The sequence below is a fragment of the Hydrogenovibrio sp. genome (genome assembly GCF_049975065.1).
Classification (GTDB): domain Bacteria; phylum Pseudomonadota; class Gammaproteobacteria; order Thiomicrospirales; family Thiomicrospiraceae; genus Hydrogenovibrio.
Genome location: NZ_JBNGDN010000009.1, coordinates 1 through 26,022, shown reverse-complemented (window position 1 = coordinate 26,022; position 26,022 = coordinate 1). Strand labels below are relative to the sequence as shown.

The 26,022-nt window shown below is 52.1% G+C and carries 28 protein-coding genes; 15 read left to right on the top strand and 13 right to left on the bottom strand.

The window, feature by feature from the left end:
• Window positions 1-83: 83 nt before the first annotated feature.
• The 4 genes from ACP5D0_RS02700 to ACP5D0_RS02685 all read right to left on the bottom strand — a co-directional run bounded on the left by ACP5D0_RS02700 (window position 84) and on the right by ACP5D0_RS02685 (window position 2,903).
• The gene (locus ACP5D0_RS02700) at window positions 84-362 is read right to left on the bottom strand and encodes a hypothetical protein (RefSeq protein WP_472364024.1); all 279 of its coding nucleotides are present in this window, start codon (window positions 360-362) and stop codon (window positions 84-86) included.
• A 19-nt stretch (window positions 363-381) separates the two neighbouring features.
• Window positions 382-882 carry a TlpA family protein disulfide reductase gene (locus ACP5D0_RS02695; protein ID WP_472364023.1) on the bottom strand — a complete coding sequence of 167 codons (501 nt, stop codon included), beginning with the start codon at window positions 880-882 and terminating at the stop codon, window positions 382-384.
• Between the two features lie 75 nt (window positions 883-957).
• Window positions 958-1,701, bottom strand: a complete 744-nt coding sequence (gene hda / locus ACP5D0_RS02690; protein ID WP_472364022.1) for a DnaA regulatory inactivator Hda — start codon at window positions 1,699-1,701, stop codon at window positions 958-960.
• Window positions 1,698-2,903, bottom strand: coding sequence for a DUF2066 domain-containing protein (locus ACP5D0_RS02685; RefSeq protein ID WP_472364021.1), 1,206 nt, complete (start codon window positions 2,901-2,903; stop codon window positions 1,698-1,700). Before ACP5D0_RS02685 ends, hda begins: the two co-directional genes overlap by 4 nt.
• Before the next feature lie 181 nt (window positions 2,904-3,084).
• On the opposite strand from ACP5D0_RS02685, the gene purM reads away from it, so the two are divergent.
• The 5 genes from purM (at window position 3,085) to apbC (ending at window position 7,393) form a co-directional block, all read left to right on the top strand.
• Window positions 3,085-4,128: a phosphoribosylformylglycinamidine cyclo-ligase gene (purM, locus tag ACP5D0_RS02680; RefSeq protein WP_472364020.1), complete on the top strand. Its 1,044-nt coding sequence runs from the start codon at window positions 3,085-3,087 to the stop codon at window positions 4,126-4,128.
• A 27-nt stretch (window positions 4,129-4,155) separates the two neighbouring features.
• Window positions 4,156-4,830, top strand: coding sequence for a phosphoribosylglycinamide formyltransferase (purN, locus tag ACP5D0_RS02675; protein ID WP_472364019.1), 675 nt, complete (start codon window positions 4,156-4,158; stop codon window positions 4,828-4,830).
• A complete protein-coding gene (locus tag ACP5D0_RS02670; protein WP_472364018.1) occupies window positions 4,805-5,581 on the top strand; it encodes a DUF2092 domain-containing protein in 777 nt (258 codons plus the stop codon). The genes purN and ACP5D0_RS02670 overlap by 26 nt, the downstream gene beginning before the upstream one ends.
• Window positions 5,578-6,195, top strand: coding sequence for a dCTP deaminase (gene dcd / locus ACP5D0_RS02665; RefSeq protein WP_472364017.1), 618 nt, complete (start codon window positions 5,578-5,580; stop codon window positions 6,193-6,195). The genes ACP5D0_RS02670 and dcd overlap by 4 nt, the downstream gene beginning before the upstream one ends.
• Before the next feature lie 70 nt (window positions 6,196-6,265).
• Window positions 6,266-7,393 (top strand): iron-sulfur cluster carrier protein ApbC, encoded by a 1,128-nt coding sequence (gene apbC, locus ACP5D0_RS02660; protein WP_472364016.1) that lies wholly within the window; start codon window positions 6,266-6,268, stop codon window positions 7,391-7,393.
• A 41-nt stretch (window positions 7,394-7,434) separates the two neighbouring features.
• Here apbC and ACP5D0_RS02655 read toward each other — a convergent pair whose 3' ends face one another.
• From ACP5D0_RS02655 to ACP5D0_RS02640, 4 genes are read right to left on the bottom strand one after another with little or no spacing between them, the layout of a single operon-like run.
• Complete coding sequence (locus tag ACP5D0_RS02655) at window positions 7,435-9,012, bottom strand: sensor histidine kinase (protein WP_472364015.1); 1,578 nt, start codon at window positions 9,010-9,012, stop codon at window positions 7,435-7,437.
• Between the two features lie 3 nt (window positions 9,013-9,015).
• On the bottom strand, window positions 9,016-10,278 hold the full coding sequence (locus ACP5D0_RS02650; RefSeq protein ID WP_472364014.1) for an ATP-binding protein: 1,263 nt from the start codon (window positions 10,276-10,278) through the stop codon (window positions 9,016-9,018).
• Entirely contained in the window at window positions 10,265-11,968 is a 1,704-nt protein-coding gene (locus ACP5D0_RS02645; RefSeq protein ID WP_472364013.1) for a SpoIIE family protein phosphatase, read from the bottom strand. Before ACP5D0_RS02645 ends, ACP5D0_RS02650 begins: the two co-directional genes overlap by 14 nt.
• 21 nt (window positions 11,969-11,989) lie before the next feature.
• Window positions 11,990-12,292: an STAS domain-containing protein gene (locus ACP5D0_RS02640; protein ID WP_472364012.1), complete on the bottom strand. Its 303-nt coding sequence runs from the start codon at window positions 12,290-12,292 to the stop codon at window positions 11,990-11,992.
• A 432-nt stretch (window positions 12,293-12,724) separates the two neighbouring features.
• Here ACP5D0_RS02640 and metG point away from each other — a divergent pair, with 432 nt between their 5' ends.
• From metG to ACP5D0_RS02595, 9 genes are all read left to right on the top strand, one after another.
• Entirely contained in the window at window positions 12,725-14,797 is a 2,073-nt protein-coding gene (metG, locus tag ACP5D0_RS02635; protein WP_472364011.1) for a methionine--tRNA ligase, read from the top strand.
• A 39-nt stretch (window positions 14,798-14,836) separates the two neighbouring features.
• Window positions 14,837-15,415: an electron transport complex subunit RsxA gene (rsxA, locus tag ACP5D0_RS02630; RefSeq protein ID WP_472364010.1), complete on the top strand. Its 579-nt coding sequence runs from the start codon at window positions 14,837-14,839 to the stop codon at window positions 15,413-15,415.
• On the top strand, window positions 15,412-15,984 hold the full coding sequence (gene rsxB / locus ACP5D0_RS02625) for an electron transport complex subunit RsxB (RefSeq protein ID WP_472364008.1): 573 nt from the start codon (window positions 15,412-15,414) through the stop codon (window positions 15,982-15,984). The genes rsxA and rsxB overlap by 4 nt, the downstream gene beginning before the upstream one ends.
• Before the next feature lie 3 nt (window positions 15,985-15,987).
• Window positions 15,988-17,979: an electron transport complex subunit RsxC gene (gene rsxC / locus ACP5D0_RS02620; RefSeq protein ID WP_472364007.1), complete on the top strand. Its 1,992-nt coding sequence runs from the start codon at window positions 15,988-15,990 to the stop codon at window positions 17,977-17,979.
• Window positions 17,976-19,004 (top strand): RnfABCDGE type electron transport complex subunit D, encoded by a 1,029-nt coding sequence (locus tag ACP5D0_RS02615; protein ID WP_472364006.1) that lies wholly within the window; start codon window positions 17,976-17,978, stop codon window positions 19,002-19,004. Before rsxC ends, ACP5D0_RS02615 begins: the two co-directional genes overlap by 4 nt.
• Window positions 19,005-19,013: 9 nt before the next feature.
• Window positions 19,014-19,682, top strand: a complete 669-nt coding sequence (gene rsxG / locus ACP5D0_RS02610) for an electron transport complex subunit RsxG (protein WP_472364005.1) — start codon at window positions 19,014-19,016, stop codon at window positions 19,680-19,682.
• Window positions 19,675-20,418 carry an electron transport complex subunit E gene (locus tag ACP5D0_RS02605; protein ID WP_472364004.1) on the top strand — a complete coding sequence of 248 codons (744 nt, stop codon included), beginning with the start codon at window positions 19,675-19,677 and terminating at the stop codon, window positions 20,416-20,418. Before rsxG ends, ACP5D0_RS02605 begins: the two co-directional genes overlap by 8 nt.
• Before the next feature lie 10 nt (window positions 20,419-20,428).
• Window positions 20,429-21,061 carry an endonuclease III gene (gene nth, locus ACP5D0_RS02600; RefSeq protein ID WP_472364003.1) on the top strand — a complete coding sequence of 211 codons (633 nt, stop codon included), beginning with the start codon at window positions 20,429-20,431 and terminating at the stop codon, window positions 21,059-21,061.
• A gap of 133 nt (window positions 21,062-21,194) precedes the next feature.
• Entirely contained in the window at window positions 21,195-21,428 is a 234-nt protein-coding gene (locus ACP5D0_RS02595; RefSeq protein ID WP_472364002.1) for a DUF2789 domain-containing protein, read from the top strand.
• A 37-nt stretch (window positions 21,429-21,465) separates the two neighbouring features.
• Here ACP5D0_RS02595 and ACP5D0_RS02590 read toward each other — a convergent pair whose 3' ends face one another.
• Both ACP5D0_RS02590 and ACP5D0_RS02585 read right to left on the bottom strand, forming a co-directional pair.
• Window positions 21,466-21,906 (bottom strand): hypothetical protein, encoded by a 441-nt coding sequence (locus ACP5D0_RS02590; protein ID WP_472364001.1) that lies wholly within the window; start codon window positions 21,904-21,906, stop codon window positions 21,466-21,468.
• A gap of 219 nt (window positions 21,907-22,125) precedes the next feature.
• Entirely contained in the window at window positions 22,126-22,740 is a 615-nt protein-coding gene (locus tag ACP5D0_RS02585; RefSeq protein ID WP_472364000.1) for an FKBP-type peptidyl-prolyl cis-trans isomerase, read from the bottom strand.
• 104 nt (window positions 22,741-22,844) lie between these two features.
• Between ACP5D0_RS02585 and ACP5D0_RS02580 the strand changes: the two genes are divergently transcribed.
• The gene (locus ACP5D0_RS02580; protein ID WP_472363999.1) at window positions 22,845-23,312 is read left to right on the top strand and encodes a nucleoside deaminase; all 468 of its coding nucleotides are present in this window, start codon (window positions 22,845-22,847) and stop codon (window positions 23,310-23,312) included.
• A gap of 135 nt (window positions 23,313-23,447) precedes the next feature.
• Here the strand turns inward: ACP5D0_RS02580 and ACP5D0_RS02575 are convergent, their stop codons facing one another.
• From ACP5D0_RS02575 to ACP5D0_RS02565, 3 genes are all read right to left on the bottom strand, one after another.
• Window positions 23,448-23,897: a Dps family protein gene (locus ACP5D0_RS02575; RefSeq protein WP_472363998.1), complete on the bottom strand. Its 450-nt coding sequence runs from the start codon at window positions 23,895-23,897 to the stop codon at window positions 23,448-23,450.
• 143 nt (window positions 23,898-24,040) lie between these two features.
• Window positions 24,041-24,631 (bottom strand): SAM-dependent methyltransferase, encoded by a 591-nt coding sequence (locus ACP5D0_RS02570; RefSeq protein WP_472363997.1) that lies wholly within the window; start codon window positions 24,629-24,631, stop codon window positions 24,041-24,043.
• A gap of 115 nt (window positions 24,632-24,746) precedes the next feature.
• Window positions 24,747-25,658 (bottom strand): bile acid:sodium symporter family protein, encoded by a 912-nt coding sequence (locus ACP5D0_RS02565; RefSeq protein WP_472363996.1) that lies wholly within the window; start codon window positions 25,656-25,658, stop codon window positions 24,747-24,749.
• Between the last annotated feature and the right edge of the window lie 364 nt (window positions 25,659-26,022).

Sequence of the window (26,022 nt, the reverse complement as noted above, 5' to 3'; positions counted from 1 at the left end):
GGCTTCATCTTCCATATTCGTCACATGAAACGGTCGCTCAAATCGCGCCGATTGCCGTTGCTCCAAATCCATCTGCAACATGCTCAGCGCACCGTTTTTTTCGCAATGCTTTGGTGATACCCTAACGCTTCGCAATCCGCCTGCGGTATCCAACCCAAACAACTGCGCACCTTCAATGACTGGTAATTGCGCACAATCGGCCAAATGGTCAAAATCCCCCAGGCCTGCTGATACCAGCGCCAACCAATGGCGGACGGCTGTTGCGACCACCAGAGATTGTTCACACCGAAATGACGGGTTTTCAAAATCAAATGCACCGCCAAGCGCCAATATTTGAATGCAAACTGTATTTTGGTCTTCATGCTCCCTCCTCAACTCAGATCATTCAGAAGCGTATTTTTGAATAAATTCTTCCAGCATTTTCTGATCCACCATGCCAGTACGCGCCGCCACCACTTCCCCTTTTGGCGACACCATATAGGTCGTTGGCAGTCCTCTTAAAGGACCGAAAGCGGTGGTTTTGCCGTTCACCCCGCCTATTTCGCGCACGATCGGAAAGCGAATGTCTTCCTGTTCGAGAAAGGTTTTTACCTTGTCCGGTGCAATGTCTTCGTAGTTGACACCCAGCACAATGGCGTCCTTATTTTTATGAGCATCGTGAAAAAACCCCAGTTCCGGCATTTCCACTCGACAAGGCGGACACCAGGTCGCCCAATAATTCACCACCACCCATTTGCCGCGAAAGTCGGACAGTTTGACCGTCTCTCCTTCCAAGTTGACGAATTCGATATTCGTCGCAGCTTTCAAGGGGGATGCAAAAAACGCCATCACCAACCAAGTCATGGCCAGCCATGACGGTACTTTAAACAAACTCGCTTTCATGGTATTTCCTTCTTTTTGTTATCCGATTGTTACTCGATTATTGCTCGAATGGTTCATCGCCTCAAAGACATCGCATCAAGCGGGGTTGGCTCGACTCAGCGTTTGTTTGACAAACGGCAGCGTCAAACGCCGTTTTTCCACAAAGGTGGCCTGTTCCAGAATCTTTAAAACCGACAGCAATTCCTGCAAGTCAGTCGAATATTGCCGGACAAGATAATTCCCAACCGCCAACGGCAACTTGAACCCCAGCTTGGCCGAATGTCGCTGCAAAGCGATCACCAGATCCTGCGGATTGTGCAATGGCTGAATCGAAATCGGCAAGACCCCCATCAAAGCTTGCGTCAAAACACGGGTCACTAAGCGCCAATCGCCCATCGGTTCTTGCCCCGACAGCACCACCTGATGTCCTAGTTCTTTTGAACGCATCAGCAGCTTCGCCAAGGCTTTTTCCCAGGCGGCCTCGCCAACAATGGCATCAACATCGTCCAGACACACCAGCGGCATTGTTTCCAAACCGTTCAAGACATCCGGTATCAAAGAAAGACGCTCATCGTTTAAAGGCACATACACGCTGGTACGCTGTTGCTCGGTGACAAAACGGCAAGCCGCCTGCAGCAGGTGGGTTTTTCCCACACCGCTCTCACCGCGCAAATAAAAGGCTTCATGTCGGTTACGACTGGCCAAACTTTGCTGAAATCGACTCAAGGCCAGCACCGTGGCCTCATCTTCCGTGACAAAGGTATCAAAAGACGCCTCATCGCGTAAACCGATTTTTAGAGGTAATTGCACAAACACAGCGTTTTCAGAGGCTCGATTCACTCGTTAATCACCGACGCGGGTGCGATTGGCTGCGCCGGTTCAATCGGTATCGTTTCCGGCTCGACACCTGGCTCAGGCGGTGGCATCGCGGATTCGACCGGATCATCGACTGCGCCATCGACTGCGTTAAATGACGGTTCAACAGGTGCCTCATAAACAGCTTGCACCCAGCCGATCACCGCATCGTCCTGGATATTGACCAGGCCTGGCAAGGCGTGTATTTTCGCGAGCAGGTCTTCATAACGCCCCTGATAAACCACTTCGAACTCAGCCATCTTCTGCTGCACCGACATCAACCGAACTTGATGCACCACGGGTTTCATCGCGTTTAAAGCGGCTTCCAGCTCAATCAACGCATCGGCAGAGGTCAGACGGCTGACTTTAAGCGTGAGTGTACCGAGAAACGTGGCCTGTTCTCGATAGCGGGCGGAATAAAATCGAATCAAGTCGGCAAATGTCTGATAAAAATCCTGCCGTAGCTCCGTGCTTCGAGCTTGCCCCGTCAAGGCAAGGGTGCCGCTGCGGTCAAACAACTGCCAGCGATAGCGCTCACCGCCTTGAATGGTCGCCACCACCTGAAAGCTGAGTAAAAAGCGGGCATCGGAGGTCTGCAGCAGATCAGCCACCCGCGCATTCACACCGGTAGAATCCGGATAAACCCAGGCGGCCGCCAAGTCAGGCGTTTCGACCGGCAAGGCCAGTTGCGACGCTTCTGGCCGAAAATCCAATCGCGGCTGGTTGCCCAACCTTTCGGTCGTCAACTTGATCAAGGTGCCGGCCACTCGCTGCGAGCCCATCACCAAGGTGGTCGGTCGATTGGCCAAAGGCCAGATCACCAGCCCTTGTTTTTGAAAGGTTTCGTAAAAACCTTCTGGGTTAAATTCAAACACTAGCCAGCGCCCCACAACCACGCCATCGACACGATAGGGTTCAAATCGGTAGTGTTTTAACCAGCGTTTCGGCGACTGCAAAAACCCCTGAGCGCCGGGGCGTGACAAAAACCCCGGGTCGCCCGTCAAACGCACCAATTCAATACGCATGGCTCGCTGCAGCTGACGATCTATATCGCTGGTCGACGACCCCTGTTCAACCTCATCCAACTGAAGCAGCCTGACTTCAAATAAATCAATGCTATCATCGGCATAACCGCAGGCCGTCAAGGTCATCAACGCAAAAAAAACCGCCGAGACAAAACTTCTCATATTTACCTCATCAATTTTGGTTACAATATAGTATCCGATTTTGCGGTAAATCTCCGGTAATTTCTTGCGTCTCAAACGAACGCAACCCTGACACACCGGTGCCGAACGCAATGAACGCATTTTTATCCAACCGAGACCGGAATCAATGTCTCTAAACGTACGTAAGCCTTGAATCATACCTATGACAACACAGAAACCATCCATCAGCTATAAAGACGCCGGGGTTGACATCGATGCAGGTAACGCCCTTGTCGAAGCCATCAAACCCATTGCCAAAGCCACCGCCAGACCGGAAGTCACTCACTCCCTCGGCGGGTTTGGCGCCTTGTTCGAACTGCCGATGGACAAGTACAAAAATCCGCTGCTGGTTTCCGGCACGGATGGCGTCGGCACCAAACTGCGTCTGGCGATTGAAAGCGGCAAACACAGCCAAGTGGGCATTGACCTGGTGGCCATGTGCGTCAACGATTTAATCGTACAGGGAGCCGAGCCTCTGTTTTTCCTCGATTACTACGCCACCGGCAAGCTCGACATCTACACTGCGCGCGATGTTGTCTCCGGTATCGGTGAAGGCTGCCAACAATCGGGCTGTGCGCTGATCGGCGGCGAAACCGCGGAAATGCCCGGCATGTACCCCGACGGCGACTATGACCTGGCTGGTTTTTGCGTCGGCATTGTGGAAAAAGCCGACCTCATTGATGGCCGTAAAGTGCAAGCTGGCGACGTGCTGCTCGGGCTGGCATCATCCGGCCCTCACTCCAACGGCTACTCTTTGATTCGTAAAATCATTGACGTCAACACCGCCGATCTTGGGCAGGACTGTGGCGGCCAACCACTGATTGACGCGCTGATGGCACCGACACGCATTTACGTTAAATCAATCCTGACATTGATGAAGCAGGTTGAAATTCACGCCATTTCGCACATCACCGGCGGCGGTTTGCTGGAAAACCTGCCGCGCGTCATGCCGGAGCACACCCAAGCCGTCATCGACACCCAAAGCTGGCAGCGTTCGACCGTGTTTGACTGGATTCAGGAAAAGGGCAATGTGGACTTCCATGAAATGCACCGCACTCTGAATTGCGGCATCGGAATGGTGGTCATCGTCTCCCCCGAATCCCAGCAGCAGGCCATTGATATTCTGACGGCGCAAGGCGAAACCGTATCCGTAATCGGTCGCATCGAGGCCAGCGACAGTGAAACGCCTCACGTTGAATTACACTGATGCCGTCCGGCGGAACAGGTTGACACCATGAGCACCCCACATAAAATGCGCCTAGCGGTTTTGATTTCCGGAACGGGATCAAACCTGCAGGCTTTAATCGATCACCGCCATCAAGCGGATTACGAACTGGTTTTGGTGATTTCAAACCGACCGGATGTCGCTGGCCTGGAAAAAGCGCGTCTTGCGGACATTCCCCAAAAAGTCATTGACCATACAAATTATGACTCCAGAGAGGCGTTTGATCGCGCCATGATGACTGAAATCGACGCTCATCAGGCTGAAGGCGTGATCTTGGCGGGCTTTATGCGCATTCTCACCCCGGAATTCACCCGTCATTATTTGGGGCGCATGCTCAATATCCACCCATCCCTTTTACCGAAATACCCAGGCCTGAATACCCACCAACGCGCCTTGGACGCCGGTGATCGCGAACACGGTCTGAGCATCCACTTCGTCACACCGGAACTCGACGGCGGACCGGTTATTTTACAGGCCAAAGTCGCGGTTTCGCCACACGACACGGCCGAAAGCCTGCACCGGAAAGTACAACGATTCGAACATCAAGCCTACCCACTGGTGGCCGATTGGCTGGCACAGGGAAGCATTGCCTTGCAAAACAACCAGGCCTGGTACAAAGAAGCACCGCTGCCACAGCCTTTGCAACTCACGGAAATCGATGATGCCTTTCCTAAACACGCCTAAGTCATCGCCTTTGAAAACGGCTCCCATCCGTTTGAGCGCAACCGCCTGGCTGCTTCTCGGCGTGATACTGCTGTCGCCATGGATGGCGCAGGCCGCCCAGCTTCCCGATTTCAAAGCCACCTTTGACATACGGGTGCTGGGGTTTAAAATCGGCCAGGCACACCAGAAAATGCAGTGTGATCAAGGCGACTGTCGCCTGACCAGCGAAGCCATTCCACCCGACTGGGCGAAAGCCTTTATTAACGAATCCGCCATCGAAGAAATTCGTCTCCAACAGACCAACAAGCAGTTCAAATGGCTGGAGTACAAAAAATTTCTCACGCGCGAATACGATGATCGAACGGAACACAAAACCTACACCTTGGTTCGACGCGCGGATATTCACAAAATCGAATACGTTGAAAAACAAACCTTCTGGCCGGAACAGACGCATCTTTACGATGTCATTTCGTTGGCCTATGGAATTCAATACCAACTGCTCAACAACCGCTCTTTAACGGATTTCTACTTGCAGGACGACAAAATTCAGCAGAAAATCCAGTTTACCGAACAGAACCAAAACGAACGCATCGACCTGCCTTTTGCAGAAGCCGTGCCCACACAACGATTTGCATTTCACAACGATAAAATCGATGCGCAACTCTGGGTTCTACCGGAAATGGACTTTTTTCCGGCTAAAATCGTCATTTTCAATAAAGAAGAAGACCGTAAAATCGTACTTGAACTGAATCAAAAACCGGCCACCCCATGAAACTAAGCGACAGAGACATTATTCAGCACCTTAAAATCGGCAAGATCGGCATTGATCCCATGCCGGAACAAAGCAAAATCAAAGGCATCAGTGTCGATTTAAGGCTGGCGAACAAGTTTCGCGTCTTTAACGACCACACAGCACCGTTTATTGATCTGAGCGGCGAAACCCACGAAATGCAGGCGATGATGGATAAAATCATGGGCGATGAGGTTGTGATTGAAGCAGGTCAGGCCTTCTTTCTCCATCCGGGCGAACTGGCGCTGGCGTCCACGCATGAGTCCATTTCCATTCCAGACGATCTCGTGGGCTGGCTGGACGGACGCTCAAGCCTAGCGCGCCTGGGTTTAATGGTACACGTGACCGCGCACCGCATCGACCCGGGCTGGCAGGGGCAAATCGTCTTGGAAATCTACAACAGCGGCAAGCTGCCACTGGCCTTGCGACCCGGTATGGACATCTGCGCCATTAACTTTGAAACCCTGTCCAGCGCCGCCATCAAGCCATACAACAAACGCGCCGATGCCAAATACCGTAATCAACAGGGTCCGACCGCCAGCCGGATCACCCAAGACGGTCAAGCGGAAGACCGGCAGCTGGATCTACTGTCTTAATCCGGTTTGCACGAATTCGCCAGGCCTGGTCATTTCAACGAATACCGGACACTTATGCAAGGAACCCCTCATGAGCCTATTGAATAAATTATTCGGTCAAACAAATCTTTCCGAAACCCAACGCAACGCTCTGGAAGCCGTACTGGAGTCCATCCATCTGGACGGTATCGAGTCGGAGGCGTTCAGCCCCAAACAACTGCAAAACCTCAAACTCAGTCAAAAAAAACTGTCGTTTGAATGGCACCTGCCCTTTGCCGCCAAAAGCCTCTGGCCCGCGTTAGAGCAACAGCTCACCCACGCCCTGTTACCGCTGGACGGCATTGAATCGGTCAGCATTGACTTCCACACCCATATTGAAGCGCATGCGGTTCAAGGCGGCATTCAACCCTTAGCCGACGTGAAAAACATCCTAGCGGTCGCGTCCGGCAAAGGCGGTGTTGGCAAATCCACCACCAGCGTCAATCTCGCGCTGGCGCTGCAACAGGAAGGCGCTCGCGTGGGGCTGCTGGACGCCGACATCTATGGCCCCAGCATTCCAACCATGCTGGGCGTTCACGACAAGCCACAAACGCTCGACGGCAAAAGCATGGAACCGCTTTCAGCTTACGGTTTGCAACTGATGTCCATCGGTTTTCTCATCAACCCGGATGACCCCATGATCTGGCGCGGCCCCATCGTCACCTCGACCCTAACCCAACTGTTAAATGAAACTAATTGGCAAGCTCTGGATTACTTGGTCATCGACCTGCCGCCCGGCACAGGCGATGTGCAGCTGACCTTGTCGCAGCAAATCCCAGTCACCGGTGCGGTGATTGTGACCACACCTCAGGAAGTGGCTTTAATTGATGCTCGTAAAGGGCTAAAAATGTTTGAAAAAGTTAAGATCCCAATCCTGGGTATTGTCGAAAACATGAGTACGCACATTTGCAGTCAATGCGGTCATGAAGAGGCGATTTTCGGCGAACACGGCGGACAACGTCTGGCCGAACAATTCCAAGTACCTTTTTTAGGCGCACTGCCGCTGGAGCGGAGAATCCGCGAAGAATCCGACCAGGGTAAACCGACGGTGACGGCGGCGCCCACCAGCGACATCAGCCAGAAATACCGCCACATCGCCCATCAAATCAGTGCACAAATTGCCTCAAAGCGTCGTGATTATTCCGCCGCTTTTCCGAAAATCGTTGTTGAAAATCGCTGAGTAAAATACGGTCGGGGCCGCGCCACTTAACCTCGGGTCATTTACTGCGTAGGGAACACCAGTATAAAGCTGGTGCCGTTTTCATGAGAGGACGTCACTTCGATTTTGCCATGACAGGCATCCATAAAATTGGCCAGTGAGTGCAGACCATGTCCCGACCCTTTCGGCTTGGTGGTGAAACCGTAATTAAAAATTTTGTTACGGTGGGCTTCGGCAATGCCATCGCCCGAATCATGCACAATCAGCCGGACTTCATCCGGCTTTTGGAAGGTCTGCACCGTAATCAACCGCTCCGGCTTTGTGGACACATCTATGGCTTCAATGGCGTTTTTCACCAGATTCAACAGCACCTGATACAGTTGATTACGCGACACCTTCAAAAAGATTGATGTATTCATGTCCAACACCTCCATGCGAATCGATTTTTCGCGCAATAACGCCTGATTGGACTTCACCAGCTCTTGAATCAGATTATACAAATTCACTATTTCAGTATACTGCTCGGTCTGCAAACCTTGCTGTTCACGATTCACCAATTCAATCATCTGATCCAAACCGTGTTTGAAAGCGGCACCGCCTTGTGAAAAAAACATTTCGTGAGTGTGCTGCAAGGTCTCAATCAGCGCATCCAAAAAGTCCAAAAACGTTTTCGGTCCAGTGCCGACTTCTTTTTGTCGTTCCATCCAGTGCTTTAAATACATCAGCGTTTCCGACAACTGGCGCATGCCGTCTTCTAGGCGAGACTGACTGGCATTCATGCTGTTAAGCGTGTTACCAATATCGTGAATCAACTCGCTTTTGGCTTTTAACAAGCCTTCCTGATAGGTACCGAACTGCCGCTGCCGCCGCTGTCGTTTCCATGCGGTAATGTCGTTCGCCACATAATACAGCACGGGCTGATCGTTCCATTGCCACTTTTTCACATAGGCGAACGCCCATTTCTGTTGCCCCTTGGCATCGAAGTAACGTGTTTCCCCAATAAAATCTTCGTGATACAGACCATCGCCTTCCTCGTCATTTGACCAGAGTACGATTTCATGGATGGAATGCCCCAACACCTGCACTAAAGTCCAGCCGGTTTCATCAGAAAAACGTCGATTGACATTCAGCACCCGTCCATCGACATCAAACTGAACCCAACCGATCAAGTCGTTGAATAAAGCATTTTGATTGCGCAGTTTTGCAACCGCCTGTCGATGCTGCTCACGCTTGTCTCGCGTTTCAATGGCCTGGCGCGCCCCGCGCAACGCCTGTTCAATGAGCTGCAGGGCAAAGGTCTTTGGTACGTCTTGCACCAGCCAGACAATCTGATCGTGAGTGGCCTCCTGATAAAAACGAAAGTCCTCCTCATCCATCCGTGAAAAGTCCACAACAAAATAGCTGGTCGGGCTTAATTCGTGCAATCGTTTCAGAAGTGAAAAGCGGGAATCTTCCAGTAGCAAGGTGTCATCCAGAAACACCAGTAACGGCGCGTGGGTCGATAATTGCACCTGAACCAATCGGGAAATCAATTCGGCCAGATCATCACAGACCACAAGATAACGCTGGAATCGTTCCCCGAGCAAGTCGCGATAGTAGGGCGCGGACGTCAGACAGACAACCTGATAATCGGTTGCCATCTTTTAAGAACCTCCGGCCTTTTCCAGAGCAGTGGCTTCCTCATAGCTAAACGGAAAACGTAAGCAGACGCTGGCACCGTGACCGATCCCCTCACTGGTTAACGTCACGCTGCCAGCGACGGCGTCCACAAAAAACTGCACCAGACTCAAGCCCACCCCGGCATGATCGTTTTTCAGTGAAAAGCCCAAATCAAAGGCTTTTCGGCAATCGCTTTCCACCATGCCGATGCCATTATCCTCCACCTGAATTTCCACCATGCCATGAGATTCACGGAATCGCAGCATCACCTCCCCTTGATAGTCATTCTGCTTACTGGACTGAGCAAACACCGCTTCCAAAGCATTGCGCAGCAAAATGGTCAACACCAGAACCAGCTGGCTGTAAGGCAGGTGAAAGGTGGTGTCTAAGGAAATGTGGTAATCCATTTGCAACGCCACCTGATCGGGCAAGGCTTCCAACTCCGGTACCAGACTACGCGCATGGCTCACCAGATCGTTTAATGAAAACACCGATACTTTATGATGCGACAACCCCAAACGCTGTAACGAACGCACCATTTGCGACAGTTGCTGTGCTTCCACAAAAACGGTCTGGGTGACACGCTCATAATCGCTTTGTTGCGACTCAGGCACATCAAATTGATTTTTCAGATAACTCACCAGGCCTGCTTGCGCATTGATTTTGTCTGCTAACATCGTCAGTAAACCGTTCGACACTTCATACAGGGTCGCTTCAAACAAGTTGCTTTGCACCTTGCTTTCCAACCGACACTGCAGCTGCTCCAGCGAGCGATCTTTTTGCCAAGCGCGCACAAAATTGCGGGCAATCTGCTCCACTTCTTCGGATTGAAACGGCTTTCGCACAAACAGGATATTTTCCTGAATTTCCTCGGCGATCTGGGTTAAATCAAAATCGGAATAGGCGGTGACAATGACAATGTAGATGCGTTCATCCAACTGCCGAAGTCGTTTAGCGGTTTCCAGCCCATTGATGCCGGGTGGCATTCGCATATCCACAAACGCCACTTTAATCGGGTCGGTGGAGGTTAAGGCTTCTCGCGCTATGTCGATGGCCTCCTCACCCTGCTGCGCCTGAATCACATGATAAGGGCAATTCGGCACGGCAGATGACGTTTGCGGGGCGTCCAACGCCGCATCCACAAATTTTTTGAGCGGGTTCGCCTGCCTTCTCGGGCAGAAGGTCGTCAAATAGACTTCGATCTGCCGCGAATCATCATCGACCACTAATATCTTATGTTCTGTCATGGATTCGTTTCCAATCATAAGCCGCTTCCACACGGGCACCGCCTTCTTCAAAGACAAAATCTGCACAGAGAAAACGCACAATGGTGAGACCGCGACCGGAGAAAATTTTATCGCAACGATTCATCGCAACCTCCTCCATCTGCGCACGCCCTTGGCCAGTGTGCGTCACCACAAAACGCAAACGCCCCGAATCCGAATCCAGCACCTCATGGTGAATTTCAATGCACACAGCGGCCTTTTCAAGCGTTCTCAAAGCGTCTTGTTTTGCCAATGCAAACGCCAGAAAACCGTTTTCGCCCTGTTTCAAACTTGATTCGAGCTGCAAGACGCCATGCTCCAAAGCATTATTGAACAGCTCGGATAGAATAATAAAGATGTCTTCTTTACAAGGGGTAATCGGCTGAACACCGATAATGGCATCGACAACGGATTCAATGGGTTGCGGGTTCTGTTTCAGGTTCGTCGCGCAAAAGCGGTATTTCAAAGACCACTCGGACGGCGGCGGTATTTGGCTGGACACCGCTGACATTATCATGGGATTGGCTTTTTGAACAATCTCCTCAACCGTTAATTTGATAATACTGACATCATCATTAAACACGCAGCCCTGGCAAAAATCCTGTGCCGCCGTCACCAGCGCCTCTGTGCTGATCGCGCTCCTTTTCAGGGTCTCAACCAATCGCGGCACGCCAAACACTTCATTTTCGTCATTCATCGCCTCAACGATACCGTCGGTGTAGAAGACAAATATCTCCTTTCCATTCAAAGACCTTTTTTCAAATTGCACATCCAGTTCGAAACTATCCAACACCCCCAACGGCAACGACTTGGATTCAAACAGTTTGACCTCGTCACTGGCTTGATCCAGCATCACCACCGGTTGCATACCGGCATTTAAAATACTCGCTGATTTGTGGTTTGGAAAAATCTTAATCGCGATGCAACTGAAAAAAATATGAGACGGTAAAATCGTTTTCAGTTTATCGTTAATGACATGAATGATTTCTTTGAGGGTACGGCCTTTTTTCACCATCGAATAAAACACTTCCGCCACCGGAATCGCACCAATGGCCGCCGGCAATCCATGTCCGGTAAAATCCCCCAGCAGGGTTAAAACATTACCAGCCGGGGTCACCGTGGACAAAAACACATCTCCGTTAAAAATCGATGCCGGTGAAATGTGTGCTTCCAGCCCGGGAATCTGCTGACGCGGCCCATGCACAAATTTTTCAAAAATGCGCTCCGCCGATTTATGCTCCAACGCCAAATCCATATGCAGGGAAGACACCAATTCTTTGGACTTTTTCAAATCTTCATAAAAAGACACATTGCGTAACAAAGAAGCGATTTTGCCCAACAGCAATTCTTCAGGATAAGGTTTCTGCAGAAAATCGTCGGCTCCAAGCGACAAAATCTGGCGAATGCTCTCCGGCTTGAATTCGTGCGTCACCACAAACACCGGCGCAAAGGTGTCCTGCGCCAGTAGCTTGATTCTCTGAACCAGATCGACACCCGATAAAACGGGCAGGGAAATTTCGGTGATAACCAACGAAGGACGCTGAGACTCGAAGAGTCTGAGCGCTTCCAGTCCATCCGAAGCCTCAAAAACCTGATAACCCTGTTTTTCCAAGGTTAACCGCAGAAAAAGCCGATTGGACGAAGACGGGTCTAAAATTAGAATCGAAGCCATTGAGTCCGGGACATGGGTCGTTTAGGGGTGAATGACAAACAGCTGATCGAACTTGGCGACTTGCAAAATTTTCATGACATCATCGTTCACATTCACAAACTCGATTTTTGACGACTGTCCGCCCAGCTTCTCACGCAACAGCAATAGCATTCCCAGCGCCGAGCTGTCCATATAAGTGGCCTGCTCCATATCAATCACAAATAAAGAGGCACTGTTCAGGTTTTCATTCAAGGTTCTATTAAAATCATCGTAACAACCAATGTCAAAATTCCCCTCAACGTGAATCGTGACCACACCTGCGGAAACATCACTTGTTAAACTCATTCCTATCCTCTCTGTTCTATTTTTGATTGGCTTTTCGGAGCGAAAATGGCGTCTGACCCGAGTCGCTTGAACGTGAGGGTCACCACGAGGCCTGCTGCCCAAATGCAAAACATGAATTACCGAATTTTAACACCGAATTCAGAGACAGTTTGCAGCTTGTTTCATAAAAATTATCAATCACACATCATTAGGTTTAACGTTAGATGATGCGCAAGTCAGCGCCACCACAGCGGAAAAGTCCGGCAAGAGGAGAAAATTGATTAAAAAAAGCTTATAATTCCACGACCGTGCAGGAAGACACGCGAAAAGAGGTTTGTCACCAAGCACTGAAAGCTTAACCCGAATGTTTCATGAATTTGTGCCAAAAACGTGCCGAAACGTCTTTAACACCCAGGGCTGATTATCCGCCCCAACCAACACCCGAGCGAGAAAATGAGTCATCGAAGAAAAATATTAATTACCAGTGCTTTGCCTTACGCCAACGGCCCGATTCACCTGGGCCACCTTGTCGAATACATCCAAACCGACATCTGGGCACGCTTTCAGAAACTGCGCGGCCACGAGTGTTATTATGTTTGCGCCGATGATGCCCACGGCACCCCGATTATGTTGCGCGCGCAAGCCGAAGGCATCACACCGGAGGAGCTAATTGCCCGTGTTTCGGAAGAACACCAGGCCGACTTCGCCGGGTTCAATATCCAGTTCGACCACTATCACAGCACCAACTCGCCGGAAAATAAGCATTTCGCCAGCTACATTTATAACCAACTGAACGACAAAGGGCATATTTCGCGTAAAACCATCAAGCAGTTCTACGACCCCGAAAAAGAAATGTTCCTGCCGGACCGCTTCATCAAAGGTACTTGCCCGAAATGTAAAGCCGAAGACCAGTATGGCGACAACTGCGAAGCGTGCGGTGCCACTTACTCCCCAACGGAACTCATCGACCCGAAATCCGTCGTCTCCGGCGCCACCCCGGTGGAAAAAGAAACCGAACACCTCTTTTTCGAACTGTCTCACTTCGAAAACATGCTGAAAGACTGGACACATCACGGTCACCTGCAAACCCAAATCGCCAATAAATTGGACGAATGGTTTGAGTCCGGCCTGCGTGCCTGGGACATTTCCCGTGATGCGCCCTACTTCGGCTTTGAAATTCCCGGCGAAAAAGACAAATTTTTCTATGTCTGGCTGGATGCGCCCGTCGGCTACATGGCCAGCTTCAAAGCGCTGTGCGAGGCCAAAGGCCTGGATTTCGATGCCTTCTGGAAAGCCGACTCCGAGGCCGAACTGTACCACTTCATTGGCAAAGACATCATTTACTTCCATGCCCTTTTCTGGCCAGCGATGCTGTCCGGTGCCGGTTTCCGCACCCCTACGGCCATCTATTCGCACGGTTTCCTCACGGTGGACGGACAAAAGATGTCCAAATCCCGTGGCACCTTCATTATGGCCAACACCTACTTGAAGCACTTGAACCCGGAATACCTGCGTTATTACTTCGCCGCCAAACTCAACAGCCGCATCGACGACATCGACCTGAGCTTGGAAGACTTCGCCCAACGTGTGAATTCTGACCTGGTGGGGAAAGTGGTGAACATTGCCAGCCGCTGTGCCGGTTTCGTGGTGAAAAAATTCGATGGGAAACTTTGCCAGGCCTGGTCAAAACCGGCCAGCGCCTTATATAAAGAGTTCATCGACATGGCGGATGCCATTGCCGAACTCTACGAAAAACGCGAATACGCCCAAGCCATGCGTGAAACCATGGCACTGTCCGACAAAGCCAATGAATACATCGACGAAACCGCGCCTTGGGTTTTAGCCAAGCAGGAAGGTAAAGAAGCCGAGCTGCACGAATCCGTCAGCCTTGGCCTCAATCTGTTCCGCGTACTGATGACGTATCTGGCCCCAGTCATTCCGGCCACCGCCGAACAAGCGGCCAGCTTCCTGAAATTGGACGACTACCAATGGAATGCCATCCAAACACCGTTGATGGGCCATGAAATCACCAAGTTCAAAGCCTTAATGACCCGTGTGGACATGGACGCCATCGAGAAAATGATCGATGCCTCCAAGAAAGACTTGAAAGCACAACCAACGCAAGCGAAAGCCACGTCACAAAAAGCGGACAACCAAACCGACACGCCGAATGGCTCCAATTCTCTGGATTCATTGGCCGATGAAATCACATTTGACGACTTTGCTAAAATTGATTTACGCATCGCTAAAATTATCAATGCCGAACAGGTACCGGAAGCCGATAAGCTCATCAAATTGACGCTGGATATCGGCCTAGGTGAACGTCAAGTGTTCGCCGGCATCAAGTCCGCTTACCAGCCGGAAGACCTGATCGGCAAAATGACGGTGATGGTCGCCAACTTGAAACCGCGCAAAATGCGTTTCGGCTTGTCGGAAGGCATGGTGCTGGCGGCCGGCCCAGGCGGCCAGGATCTCTTCCTGCTCAACCCGGACGACGGTGCCACCCCCGGTATGCGCGTCAAATAAATTTAAACGGTCAATAAAACGGTCACAAATGGTCTGCTTATGACAGAATACATTTTCATTCTTATCAGCACAGTCCTGGTCAATAATTTCGTCCTCGTTAAATTCTTGGGTCTGTGCCCCTTTATGGGCGTGTCCAAAAAAACCGATGCCGCTTTGGGAATGGGCTTGGCGACCACCTTCGTCATGACGCTGTCGTCCGTTTTAAGTTACCTCATCAACACCTATCTATTGGTGCCCTTCGGGCTGGAATTTCTGCAAACCATCGGCTTCATTCTCGCCATCGCCGGCGTGGTCGGTTTCACCGAAATGGCGATTCATAAAACCAGTCCGGTACTCTATCAGGTGTTGGGGATTTACATCCCGCTCATCACCACCAACTGCGCCGTACTGGGTGTGGCCCTATTAAACGTCGGCGAACGCCATAATTTTCTGGAATCCGCCTTCTACGGGTTTGGCGCCGCCGTCGGATTTACCCTGGTAATGGTTCTATTTTCATCGATTCGTGAGCGCATCGCTTTCGCCGACGTGCCCAAACCGTTTCAGGGCGCGCCAATTGCCTTGATTACCGCCGGCTTAATGTCAATGGCCTTTATGGGATTCGGTGGTTTGGTCAAATGATAAGCGCGTTATTGATTTTTTTGGGCTTGGCCCTTCTGTTCGGCTTGCTGCTGGGGTATGCCGCCATTCGCTTCAAGGTGGAAGGCAACCCCGTCGCCGAACAAATCGATCGAGTGCTGCCACAAACCCAGTGCGGGCAATGCGGTTTTCCCGGCTGTAAACCTTACGCCGAAGCCTTAGCCAAGGGCGAATCCGAGGTCAACCTGTGTGTACCCGGTGGACATGAAGTGATGATTCAAATCGCCGAAATCACGCATCGAGAGCCCAAAGAAATGGATGCTACCCCCACCGACACGTCGGTCAAAATAGTGGCCAAAATCAACGAAGACCTCTGCATCGGCTGTGTACACTGCATCAAAGCCTGCCCAGTGGATGCCATTGTCGGTGCCACCAAAATGATGCACACCGTGATTGAAAGCGAATGCACCGGCTGCGAAAAATGCGTACCCGTCTGTCCGGTCGATTGCATCGACATGATTGCGGAAGAACCAACCCCGCAAACCTGGGCGTGGCCGGAACCGGCGGCAGCCGAAGAACCTTTGATTCAAACACTCGGTCAAAAGGGCTGAACCATGACAACCCGCATTTCCAGCCTCAACGCACTCAAAAACGCCAGCCTGCGCTTTCTGGCCAAGATTTACCCCATGGCGAAGCGCGGCCTCTATCGTTTTCACGGCGGCGTTTTTCCGCGTTACCACAAATCCATGTCCTTGCGCCATCCGCTCAAGCCGGTCTTCATTCCCAAAACCCTGGTGTTGCCATTGCAGCAGCACCTTGGTGTCGTCACCGAAGCCAGGGTTCAGGTCGGCGATCGCGTGCGCAAAAATCAACTACTGGCCGACACCGAAAAAGGGTTAGCCGCACCGATTCACGCGCCGACGTCCGGCACCATCATCGCCATTGAAGACCGCACGCTTCCTCATGCGTCCGGCCTCAAGGGCGCATGTCTGGTCATTGAAACCGACGGTCAGGATGAGGCCATTGACAACGCCTTGCAAGTAGACGGTTCCCACCCGCAAACGCCGGATGAACTCAAGGCGCTGGTGCATCGCGCCGGCATTGTCGGCATGGGCGGCGCGGGCTTCCCGACCTTTGCCAAAATTCCATCACAGCGCGGCCAGATTCAATACTTGTTAATCAACGGGGCCGAATGCGAACCCTTCATCACTTGTGACGATGTTCTGATGCAAACCCAGCCGAAAAACATCATACAAGGCGCTTTGATTGTCGCAGAGGCACTGGGCGTCAAACAGATTATCTGCGGCATCGAAGACAACAAAGCGCAAGCGATTCAAGCCATGCAAAAAGCGGCCAAAGGCACCGATGTCCAAATCGAAACCGTCGCCACCGTGTATCCGATGGGCAGCCAGGTACAGCTGACCCAAGAACTCACCGGTGTGGAATTACCCGCCAACACCCATGCGGTGGACGCCGGCATTCTGATGATGAACGTCGCCACCTTCGCCGCCATTCGCAATGCGGTCACCTATGGCCAGCCGCTGATCAGTCGCTTAGTCACCGTTTCCGGCGAAGGGCTGCAAGCCCCTTTCAATATCGAAGCCCTGCTCGGTTCCTCATTTGAAGAACTGGCGCAACTGGCACACCCCAAACACCCACTCAATTACCCCCTAATTCAAGGCGGCCCCATGATGGGCATTGTTATGAAATCCAATCACGTGCCGGTCATCAAAACCACCAACTGCATTCTCGCCAACCCGCCGCAACCACTGGAAGACGCTTTGCCTTGCATCCGTTGCGGCGAATGTATGGACGCCTGCCCGGTCAACTTGCTGCCGCAGCAAATGTACTGGCACAGCCGGAGCCATGAATTCGATAAAGTCGAAAAACTCAAAGTGTTCGATTGCATTGAATGCGGTTGCTGCAGCTTTGTCTGCCCCAGTCACATTCCGCTGGTGCAGTATTACCGCTTCGCCAAATCCGAAATCAAAAAAATCAAACAGGAAGAACAGGCAGCGGAACTGGCCAAGCAACGTCACGAATTCAAGCTGGCGCGTTTGGAACGTGAAAAGCAGGAACGCGATGCCCGGCTGAAGGCCAAAAAAGAAGCCGTGAAGAAAAAAGCCGCCGCACAACAAGCCGACACCGCTACGGACAGTGCGACTGGCGCAAAAAAACCGGCTTCCGCCGCCGCGGCGGCACAAGCGGCGGCGCGTGCGCGCCAAAAATCGGCTGAAAAAGACAGCGGCACCGCCGCGCCGAAACTATCCGCACGCGAAAAAGCCATTGCCGCAGCAAAAAAACGCACCCAAGCCGCTGAAAAACAAACCGAAACGCAAGCGGCTGAACCCAAGCTGACACCCAAACCGAAACCCGATCCGAAAGCGGCGGCCATGGCCGCAGCCAAAAAACGCGCGGCGGCCAAAGCGGCTGCGCAAAGTCAGGCCAGCCCTGCAGCCGACAAGGTACCAGAGCCGGAAACTGCGCCAACCGAACCCACGCCGCCGACCACGGCCGACAAACGCCAAGCCGCCATGGCTGCCGCCAAAGCGAAAGCCGTAGCGGCTAAAAAAGCACAAACCCAACAACCGGACACAGACCAATGAACCCGATGACGTCGCCCTTTGCCCACAACAACAGCAGCGTGCGTAAACTGATGCTGCAAGTGCAAATTGCCGCCTTCCCGGCGCTGATGGCGCACATTTATTTTTTCGGATTCGGCATCACCATTCAGTGGGCTCTGGCGGTCGTGACACTGATCCTTGTCGAGTCACTGTTACTGAAATTGCGTCATCGCCCCGTCCAGCCTTATTTAACCGACCTCAGCGGCGTCATTACCGTGACCGGACTGGTGTTCTGCATTCCGCCGGAATCCCCTTGGTGGATTATCGTCTCGGCCGTTACCTTTGCACTGGTGTTTGGCAAACACCTCTACGGCGGGTTAGGCTACAACCCTTTTAATCCGGCCATGCTCGGCTATGCGTTTGTGCTGATTTCATTTCCCGTCGAGGTCACGCAATGGACACTGCCGTCTCAAGTTTCCGGTCACCACATCAGCTTTATGGAGTCGTTTCAACTGATTTTCAGCGGCCAGACACCCGCCAGTCTGGGGCTGGATCAAATCACCGGAGCCACGCCCTTAAACGAAGTCAAAACCGCGCTGATGCAAGGCACCTCGATTTTCACCTCGCTGGAAGGGGCTAATTTTAACGAAAACCGCATCCCTTACGGTTGGGCGGCCATTAACATTGCATTTTTACTCGGCGGTTTGTGGATGCTTTATTCTCGCGCCATTCGCTGGCAATATCCGGTCGGCTTTTTAGGCGCTCTGGCCTTGATGGCCTTTATTTTTCACACCATCGACCCCAATCAATACGCACCGGTCAGTTTTCACCTGCTGACGGGCGGCGTCATGCTGGCGGCGTTTTTCATTATCACCGACCCCGTCACCTCCAGCGCCACTCCGATAGGGCGTTTGATTTACGCCGCAGGTATCGGCGTACTGGTGTATGTCATCCGCACCTGGGGCGCTTACCCGGACGGCATTGCCTTTGCCATTTTGATTATGAATATGTTTGTGCCGCTGATTGACCAATACACCCCACCGCGTGTGGTGGGTTATAAACGTTAGGAGAGGCGCGTGTCGGAACGATCAAACACCCCAGAAACGAATTCCACCAGGCCTGGTGAAACGCCGTCACTGTGGAAGCAGATGCTGCGCTCTGCCGTTAAACTCAGTCTGTTCACCCTTGCGGGGGTCACTTTGCTGTTACTGGCCAAACAACTGACCGACGAACCCATTCGAGAGGCCGAAAGAGCGAATCTGCTGGCCACCATCAACCAACTGCTACCGGCAGATCAATACACCAATGACTTGCTCAGGGACACTCTCCAGGTCACCAACCCCAAGGTATTTGGCACCGATACACCGGTCACAATTTATCGTGCCCGCCGCGACGGTCAGCCGGTTGGGCTGGTGCTCACCACCGTGGCACCGGACGGCTACAGCGGCGACATCCACATTATGCTCGCGGTTTACCACGATGGCCGCGTGGCGGGCGTGCGGGTGCTGAAACATAAGGAAACGCCAGGCCTGGGCGATAAGGTGGAACGGCGCAAATCCGACTGGATACTCAGTTTCAACGCTCGCCAACTGACGGCGGAAAACGCCCAGGCCTGGGCGGTACGCAAAGACGGCGGGCAATTTGATCAGTTTACCGGCGCCACCATCACTCCCCGCGCGGTGGTGAAAGCCATTCGCAAAACATTGAATTACGTTCGTCAAAAAGGAGACAGTTTGTATGAGTGAGGCCACAACGCAAGCGAATGCCACCCCTACGTTTTCCGACACCATATCCGACTATCGTAAGCTGGCTCAAAACGGTCTCTGGAACAACAATCAGGCGCTGGTGGCGCTGCTCGGTCTTTGCCCATTGCTCGCGGTCACCAATAACACCGTTAACGGCATCGGTCTCGGGCTGGCGACCATGGCGGTGCTGGTGGTCTCCAATGTGCTGGTGTCTTTGATTCGTGACCATGTGTCCGACGAAATCCGCATTCCGGTGTTCATTGCCATTATCGCCTCGGCGGTGACCGCCATTGATCTGATGATGGAAGCCTACCTCAATACCCTGCACGGCATTCTCGGTATTTTCATTCCGCTGATTGTCACCAACTGCGCCATTCTCGGGCGTGCCGAAGCCTTTGCCTCGAAAAACAGCGTGGACAAATCACTGGTGGACGCCTTTTTCATGGGGCTCGGCTTTGCACTGGTGCTGGTGGTGCTGGGCGCTTTGCGGGAAATCATCGGCAACGGCACCCTGTTCGACCAGATGGACTTAATGTTCGGCGAAGCCGCCCAAGCCATCCGCCTGGACTTTTCCGATCACTTTCAGCCGGTGTTGCTCGCCATTCTGCCGCCCGGTGCCTTTATCGGGCTCGGTCTGCTGGTGGCCTTGAAAAATGCCATCGAACAACGCCGCACCCAAAAGGCACAGAATGCGCTGGGCGTGCAGATCGCGGTCAACCCCATCAAACCGGAGTGACGCTGCAAACATGAACAAACAAAAACGCCTTGAAATTTTTCAACGTCTGGCCGAAGCCATTCCTGAGCCGGAAACCGAACTGAATTATTCCAATCCGTTCGAATTGCTGATTGCGGTGATTTTATCGGCACAAGCCACCGACAAAGGCGTCAATCTCGCCACGGCCAAACTCTTCCCGGTCGCCAACACGCCGGAAGCGATTTACGCCCTCGGCGAAGACGGTTTAAAGGAATACATCAAAACCATCGGCCTGTTTAACACCAAAGGCGCGAACATTATCAAAACCTGCAAGATGCTGATAGACCTACACAATTCCCAGGTGCCGGACAACCGCAAAGACCTGGAGGCATTGCCGGGCGTGGGTCGCAAAACCGCGAATGTGGTGCTCAACACCGCGTTTGGTCAGCCGACCATGGCGGTGGACACCCATATTTTCCGCGTGTCCAACCGCACCAAAATCGCACCGGGCAAAACCGTGCTGGAAGTGGAAAAGAAACTGCTCAAAAACGTGCCGAAAGAATACCTCATTCCCGCGCACCACTTATTGATTCTGCACGGCCGCTACACCTGCACCGCACGGAAACCGCGTTGCGGCGCTTGCTGTATTTACGACCTGTGTGAGTTCAAAGACAAAACCGCTTAATTCGTTTAATCCGCTTAATCCACTGTTGCATAAACGGCATTCGACCAGGCCTGGTTGAATGCCGTTTTGCGTTTGCCAAGGCCACACGGCTCGGCGTAAAATGGATCAACCCGACCGAAAAGAGGAACCACGCATGGAAACTTCCGCACACGATCTCAATGCCCTATTCGCACAACTGGGTTTGGACAATTCGGATGAGGCGATTGACGCCTTTTTGCAAAAACAGCCGCGTCTGTCGCAAGTGACGCTGCTGCACGAAGCCAGTCTCTGGAATCCGGCACAAGCGGCTTTTTTAAAAGAAGCGGTGGAAGACGATGCCGACTGGGCGGATGCGGTGAATCACCTCGACACCTTATTAAGAAAATAACAGGAAAAAACGCTTAGCCCGACGGCTTTAAACGCGATTACAAAATCGGGAACCAAGGCTCGGTTTCGGTCTGTTCGTACAATCGACGAAAATCTTGTTTCAAACGGGTCTCCAAGCCTTTTTCGCGCGCTTGCTGGCAGCCGCCCAGCTCAAAAATCTGCTGATACAGCGATTTTTTCAAGGCGGCTTCCGTCTCACGCGGGTCATCGGTCATAAAGCCTTTGATAAAGTTATTCACCGTTAAATTGTATTTCTCGATAAACAACCGATTCACCTGCGCTTCGTTTTTAGCCAAACTGACACCGCGACACCGTTGATTAAAATAATCGTATTTCAACGCCGTTTCCACCAGCGCAATGTGCAACGCCTCGCCTTTCAACTCCGGCTCGACATCGGCCTTTGTCACCCCAAGCGCACTTATCCAAATCAACCAAACCCAGACCGGAATCAATGTCACGTTTTTCAAGCTCGTTTTCAAACCGCTGCACCCTTTAAAGTTCGTTAAAGTTCGTTAAAGTTCGTTTACATCAATAACGAAACTTTACCATAGAAGCCAACCAGGGTGCGATTATGTGGCCGAACAGAATGTGACCGAACAGACAATTGACCAGGCCTGGTCAAAAGCGGGGTTTCGTCCTTCAGGCGAAAAAAAACCCGCCGATGCGGGTTTTCAAGAATCACCGGCATTCGGTCAGGTTTAGCTGACGATGTCCAGTAGTTCCACGTCAAACACCAGCGTTTCATAAGGCCCGATGGCTCCGCCGGAACCTTGTGCGCCGTAGGCGAGTTCGTGCGGCACGGTTAAGCGCCATTTGGAGCCGACCGGCATCATTTGCAAGGCTTCCGTCCAACCGGCAATCACGCGATTGACGGGGAACTCGGCCGGTTGACCACGTTCCACCGAGCTGTCGAACACACGCCCGTCAATCAAAGTGCCGTGATAATGGGTGGACACCACCGATTCCGCACTGGGCTTGTCGCCATTCCCTTCCACCAGAATTTCGAACTGCAAACCGGATTCGGTCACGGTCACGCCGTCTTTTTGGGCGTTCTCGGCCAAAAAGGCTTCGCCTTCGGCCGCGGCGGCTTTCGCGCGCTCGGCTTCTTTGGCTTGCATCAGCTCATTGATTTCCTGAAAGGCTTCACGGAATTGCGCATCCGCTATTGGGCTGGCTTTGCCTTGCAAGGCATCCATTAACCCCTGCGCCATGGCTTCGGCATTTAATCCTTCAAACGGGTCGGCCGCCAATTGATCGCCAAACTGACGCCCGAGACCGTAACTGACAATATCCGGTGTGGTGGTATAAGACATAATTCACTACTCAAGTTGTTAAAATAAAGGCAGGCATCTTAGCATAAATCGCCCACCGGCTGGGAATCGGTTACACTATCGATGCAGACAACAAAGGTGTGCCGATGACCACGATGACCAATTTAGATTACCAAACACTATTACTCCCCGCGCTGGCGGAAGCGCAAGCCGGTTTTGAAGAAGGCGGCGTGCCGGTCGGCGCGGCGTTATTCGATCAAAACGGGCCGCTGCTCGGCAAAGGCCGAAACCGCCGCGTGCAGGACAACGACCCCAGCGTTCACGGTGAAACCGCCGCTTTCCGCGACGCCGGACGCCAGCGCTGTTATCGCGACACGATTCTGGTGACCACCCTTACGCCTTGCTGGTATTGCTCCGGTTTGATTCGTCAATTCGGCATCGGCACCGTTGTCATCGGCGAAAACGACAATTTTGAAGGGCATCTGGATTGGTTAAAGGAGGCGGGCGTAAATGTCATTCTGCTGGACGACGAACGCTGTAAACACCTCATGGCACGTTTTATCGAACAATCGCCGGACATCTGGAATGAAGACATTGGTGAATGCGATCACTGACACGGTTGTAACGGGTTTGACCAGGCCTGGTGGTTTTTGCCAGGCCTGAAAGTAAAAAAGCCACGCTTGAATCCGATGTTCAGGCGTGGCTTTTTCGCTTACTGGGCTTATTAGGCTTGTCTAAGCTTGTGACGCTTATTGATACACCGCTTCGCCTTTGGTGGCTTTCAGCATCCAGTCGTCTTTTTCCAAGGTTTCCAACTGACCATCGGCCATGGCCACCGTAACACGGTCGTCTTCCGCTTCGGCGGCTTCGGCCAGCGCTTTAAACGCTTTAATCCAGTGCGCCAGCATGGCTTCCACATAGGCCAAGACCGCTTTTTCATCAAAACGGGTTTCGTTTAACGCGCCCAAGCTGGTGGCCGCTTTTAATTCGTCCTGATTCAGCAGCGGCATAGCGCCTTTCTGTAGCAGACGCTCAGCCGCGTCGTCATACAATTCCGACATCTGCTCATAATAGCCTTCGGTCATTTCGTGCATGGCTTTAAAGCGCATTCCCTGCACCAACCAATGAATCTGGTGCAATTGAATGTAATAAGCGTGCGCATCCGCTTGGATGGTTTTCAGCTGATTAATAACAGACATATCCGTTTCTCCGTTACGTTAAAGTGTCGATTCAATAATGACAGAAATCCGCGAAAACAACAACCGCTCAAGGTCACCATTTTCGCAATGAATTTTAATCGTGACCATAGTCGCGGCTTATAAGCTCCTTGAATCAAGCTCGATCATGGCATTTTCACGCCGATGCACTGCACCACGTGCCCCAGTCCGGTGTGATGGGTGCCTTCCACAACGTGGCGCTCCAGCTCGGATAAATGCCGAAACGTCATTTGCGGCAATTCCTGCTGCAAAACCTGTTGCGACACCATCATTTCCGCCACTGGCGGGCCGCCGGTTTTGTAGGACAACTGCAGCGGCGTGTAACCTTCCACCAGAAACACGCCGTTGGGTTTCAACGCGGTTTGCACCCGATGATACAAATCCGCGCGCAAGTCCGATGGTAAATGGCAGAAAATCGACACTATGCCGTCCCAAACTTCTTCGCCCAAATCAAACTGCGCTAAATCGGCACAGACGGTTTCGATTTCCACCTGATGTTCTGCGGCCAGCCGTTCGGCCTTCTGCAACCCCACCGGCGATAAATCCACCGCCGTCACGTCATAGCCCAGCTTGGCCAGAAAAACCGCATTGCGCCCTTCGCCTTCTGCCAGGCACAAAACGCGCCCTTTTGGCAAATGATGCGCCTGCTCGCGCAAAAAATCGTTCGGCTCGGTGCCGTAAACATAGTGCTCGGTATCGTAGGTTTCGTTCCACATCTTCTTTTCTTGCCCAACCAATAAAAACAATTCACATTCGCACAGAATAACATTCCACCAGGCCTGGGCAAAGTGAAAGTTTCGTGCAAACCCTTCCCACCGGCCGAAACAAATCCTAATCACGCGCCTTGCGCTGCCAAAAGGCCGCCAAAAGCGACCCGGAAATATTGTGCCACACACTGAACAATGCCCCCGGCAACGCACTGGCCGCGCCGAAATATTTCAACGCCAGCGCCACACTCAAGCCGGAATTCTGCATCCCCACCTCAATCGCCACCGTTCTCGCCACCCGCGCATCAAACCCGAATAACCGCGCCAAACTGTAGCCCGACAGCAACCCAATCGCATTATGCAACACAATCACCAGCGCCAGCGTCCAGGCCAAAGAATGCAGCTGCGCCTGATTCAAGGCCACCACTATCGCCACAATCACCCCAACCGCAAACATGGAAAACACCGGTAACACCGGCTGGATTAACGCCAATGGTTTCGGAAAGAAATGGTTCAACGCCACGCCCAATAAAACCGGCAATAAAATCAACTGCAGCAAACTCAACAACAACTCCCACGCGGGAACCGCAACGGTTTCATTTAAATAGAACCAGGTTAGAAACGGTAACAACACTATGGCACAAAGCGTTGAAACCAAAGTCATACTGACCGACAAAGCCACATCCCCTTTCGCCAGATACGTCATCACATTCGACGCCGTGCCGCCCGCCGTTGCCCCCACCAGCATCAGCCCCACCGTCAGCGCCGGCGACAACGCAAACAGCTTCGCCAAACCCAACGCCGCCAGCGGCATCACCAAAAACTGCACGCTCACGCCAAGCACAATCGCCCACCGATGGGTGCGAACCCGACGAAAATCCGCCCAGCGCAACGTCATCCCCATGCCCAGCATCACCGCCATCAACAACGGCACTATCGCACCTTTCAACTCAATAAAAAAACTCGGTGCCAAAAACGCAAACACCGAAAAAATCAACACCCAAATCGGGAAAAGATGAATCGAAAACACCGCCATATCGTTTAATCCTGCATTGAATCCAGTGAACTCATTTAAACAGGTTCATTAACGGAATACCAATTGATTACCAACAAAACCGCTAGGCCTGGCGGTTTGCATCACAGCATATCTATTAGGCGACAAATTGGGCGACAACTTGAGATTGGTTATGCTTTTCTACCGCTCAACGACGCTTTGCTGGCTGTTGATTTTTACCCAATCCACACAACGCAACCCAATCGCAATCACTATTTTCAGTCGAACACGCGCACCCTTTCTGCGTAATTCATCTCAAATTTTATCTAGAAAAGACAATTTTCTTAGTGTACTATTCACAAATAGTTATTTTTTAATAAGCATTTAAAACAAGACAATACCGCAC

Coding starts and splice junctions, on each gene's coding strand:
- ACP5D0_RS02700 (WP_472364024.1), bottom strand. CDS start 362: ATGAAGACCAAAATACAGTTTGCATTCAAATATTGGCGCTTGGCGGTG.
- ACP5D0_RS02695 (WP_472364023.1), bottom strand. CDS start 882: ATGAAAGCGAGTTTGTTTAAAGTACCGTCATGGCTGGCCATGACTTGG.
- ACP5D0_RS02685 (WP_472364021.1), bottom strand. CDS start 2,903: ATGAGAAGTTTTGTCTCGGCGGTTTTTTTTGCGTTGATGACCTTGACG.
- purM (WP_472364020.1), top strand. CDS start 3,085: ATGACAACACAGAAACCATCCATCAGCTATAAAGACGCCGGGGTTGAC.
- purN (WP_472364019.1), top strand. CDS start 4,156: ATGAGCACCCCACATAAAATGCGCCTAGCGGTTTTGATTTCCGGAACG.
- ACP5D0_RS02670 (WP_472364018.1), top strand. CDS start 4,805: ATGATGCCTTTCCTAAACACGCCTAAGTCATCGCCTTTGAAAACGGCT.
- dcd (WP_472364017.1), top strand. CDS start 5,578: ATGAAACTAAGCGACAGAGACATTATTCAGCACCTTAAAATCGGCAAG.
- apbC (WP_472364016.1), top strand. CDS start 6,266: ATGAGCCTATTGAATAAATTATTCGGTCAAACAAATCTTTCCGAAACC.
- ACP5D0_RS02655 (WP_472364015.1), bottom strand. CDS start 9,012: ATGGCAACCGATTATCAGGTTGTCTGTCTGACGTCCGCGCCCTACTAT.
- ACP5D0_RS02650 (WP_472364014.1), bottom strand. CDS start 10,278: ATGACAGAACATAAGATATTAGTGGTCGATGATGATTCGCGGCAGATC.
- ACP5D0_RS02645 (WP_472364013.1), bottom strand. CDS start 11,968: ATGGCTTCGATTCTAATTTTAGACCCGTCTTCGTCCAATCGGCTTTTT.
- ACP5D0_RS02640 (WP_472364012.1), bottom strand. CDS start 12,292: ATGAGTTTAACAAGTGATGTTTCCGCAGGTGTGGTCACGATTCACGTT.
- metG (WP_472364011.1), top strand. CDS start 12,725: ATGAGTCATCGAAGAAAAATATTAATTACCAGTGCTTTGCCTTACGCC.
- rsxA (WP_472364010.1), top strand. CDS start 14,837: ATGACAGAATACATTTTCATTCTTATCAGCACAGTCCTGGTCAATAAT.
- rsxB (WP_472364008.1), top strand. CDS start 15,412: ATGATAAGCGCGTTATTGATTTTTTTGGGCTTGGCCCTTCTGTTCGGC.
- rsxC (WP_472364007.1), top strand. CDS start 15,988: ATGACAACCCGCATTTCCAGCCTCAACGCACTCAAAAACGCCAGCCTG.
- ACP5D0_RS02615 (WP_472364006.1), top strand. CDS start 17,976: ATGAACCCGATGACGTCGCCCTTTGCCCACAACAACAGCAGCGTGCGT.
- ACP5D0_RS02605 (WP_472364004.1), top strand. CDS start 19,675: ATGAGTGAGGCCACAACGCAAGCGAATGCCACCCCTACGTTTTCCGAC.
- nth (WP_472364003.1), top strand. CDS start 20,429: ATGAACAAACAAAAACGCCTTGAAATTTTTCAACGTCTGGCCGAAGCC.
- ACP5D0_RS02595 (WP_472364002.1), top strand. CDS start 21,195: ATGGAAACTTCCGCACACGATCTCAATGCCCTATTCGCACAACTGGGT.
- ACP5D0_RS02585 (WP_472364000.1), bottom strand. CDS start 22,740: ATGTCTTATACCACCACACCGGATATTGTCAGTTACGGTCTCGGGCGT.
- ACP5D0_RS02580 (WP_472363999.1), top strand. CDS start 22,845: ATGACCACGATGACCAATTTAGATTACCAAACACTATTACTCCCCGCG.
- ACP5D0_RS02575 (WP_472363998.1), bottom strand. CDS start 23,897: ATGTCTGTTATTAATCAGCTGAAAACCATCCAAGCGGATGCGCACGCT.
- ACP5D0_RS02570 (WP_472363997.1), bottom strand. CDS start 24,631: ATGTGGAACGAAACCTACGATACCGAGCACTATGTTTACGGCACCGAG.
- ACP5D0_RS02565 (WP_472363996.1), bottom strand. CDS start 25,658: ATGGCGGTGTTTTCGATTCATCTTTTCCCGATTTGGGTGTTGATTTTT.